Source organism: Protofrankia sp. Cj3 (genome assembly GCF_917627355.1).
In the GTDB taxonomy this organism is placed as follows: Bacteria; Actinomycetota; Actinomycetes; order Frankiales; family Frankiaceae; genus Protofrankia.
Genome location: NZ_CAKJTR010000129.1, coordinates 1 through 1,878 on the forward strand (window position 1 = coordinate 1; position 1,878 = coordinate 1,878).

The following is a 1,878-nucleotide window of genomic DNA, read 5'->3' on the forward strand; positions in this document are numbered from 1 at the left end:
CCAACCTGACTTTTGTGATCAGTTGTGGTCCCTGGGCTGACGATGGGCGCCCGACCCAGCGCTTTCCGACGCAGGTCAGGACACGAAGAAGCCATCGGCGATCATGACGGTTTGCGAGAACTCGTAATGATCAACCGATGGTTTCCTGCCCCAGCGTAGACCCGGACGGATGCAGCGCCGACGTCGAAGCCTTCGCAGCCCGACCTGATTGCCACTGTCGCCGGGTGGACGGACGACCCCGTACGACTCGAGGCTGCCGACGCGCCCGATGCTCTCGAGTGCGCGACAAAACCCCAACTCGCCCACAAGATGATCGAAAAGGCGCTCGACGCAGGTGTCCAGACACGCTGGGTCACGGGGTGCCGGTAAGAAACGTGTCACCAGCCGCAAACGGCGATGATCTAGCTGGCCTTCGGTGGGGTGGCGGTGAGCTGGTGGCGGGTGCGGCTGGTGGCGCGGAGTTCGCGGAGGTCAGGGATGTGGTTGTAGAGGGTTCCGGGGCTGACACCGAGCAGCTTCGCGATGGAGGTGACGCTGGCGTCGGGGTTGGGGAGCATGTCGCGGGCGGCACGGATGATCTCTGGGGTGGCGACGGTGGGGCGTCCGCCGACGCGGCCGCGTTCGCGGGCGGCGGCCAGGCCCTCGCGAGTGCCGGTGACGATGAGTTCGCGGATGAACTCGGCCAGCGCGGCGAAGACGTGGAAGACGAGCCGGCCGCCGGGGGTGGTGGTGTCGAGGTTCTCGTGCAGGGAGGTGAACCCCACTCCACGCCGGCGTAGATCCCCCACCCTGGTGATCAGGTCCTGGAGGGAGCGGGAGAGCCGGTCGAGGGCGGGGACGACGAGGGTGTCCCCGGGCTGAGCGAAGGCCAGGCAGGCGGCGAGCAGTTCAGCGGGCTCGAAGGCTGTGGTCACGGCCGCGATCATCTCAGCAAACGGTCCCGTCGGGGTTGTTGAGCGTGCCCGTTTTTGAAGGAGTTTTTGACGACTCCAGCGCTGTTGCGGATCACCTCGGGTTGATCTTCGGGAAACGTAGGTTTTTTGAAGATCGGATACTCTTCCGGGGTGCGGAAACGCTGCGAAGCAAGGCCTCTATCGCGTCGGTGGCCGGGGCGCCTGGCCCGGATGAGGCGGGAGCGTGCGAGCCTGCGCAGGCGGGGTCCGTGGACCGGGTCTGGGAGCTGGTTTCCGGGGGAATGACACCGCCCGGAGATCCGAGCGGGGAGGGGACCAGCCGCGTCCTGGTGCCCAGGTGCTGGTCGGAGGCGCTGTGGTCAGCTCTGCCACGAAGCCTGCCGCGGCGCGTTCCATCGCGTCGAAATCGGGGTAGCGCGCGAGCTGTGATTGGTCGGCCTTGAACGTGTTCACCGCCGACCGCCAGGGAACGTCGAGTTCACCGGGCCTGCGGCCGGCTCCATAGACGTGGTAGGGATGGGGCAGGACCTCGCGGCCGAAGTGGACCTGGTTGTTGACCTCAAGCGCCTCCCACATGTGGCGGGCCTCCACGGAACAGGTACGGATCATGTAGTGGATGTCGAAGAGGTCCTTGTAGCGGTGGCGAGGGCCGGCTGCGACCTAGCGGACGAGCGGGGTGCCGGTCCGCTCAGCATGGAGATCTTGTCTGCGAGCTGGCTGGCCGTGGGATACATCATGGGAGTGACGGGCGCCAGGCCGGGCACGGCGATGCCAACGATGGACCGTTCGGCGCGGTGGCCGGGCCGAACAGAGGAACCCGATCGGGCGGCTTGATGTCGATCTCCAGTCCGATTGGGTCGTCGACGGGACGTGCCTGGCCGAGCCCGTATTTCGGATCGATCGGCTGGGCGACGATCACTCCCATGATTTTCCCGCTGTCGTAGACCCTGACGTCGGCGCTGTA

1 protein-coding gene and 1 pseudogene are annotated in these 1,878 nt (G+C 66.4%); both read right to left on the reverse strand.

Annotated elements, in window-relative coordinates:
* Positions 1 to 401: 401 nt before the first annotated feature.
* Positions 402 to 965: pseudogene (locus tag MJ783_RS16500) on the reverse strand (recombinase family protein); the annotation flags it as partial.
* Positions 966 to 1,647: 682 nt separating this feature from the next.
* A partial coding sequence (locus MJ783_RS16505; RefSeq protein WP_239311340.1) for a hypothetical protein occupies positions 1,648 to 1,878 on the reverse strand: 231 nt, incomplete at its 5' end.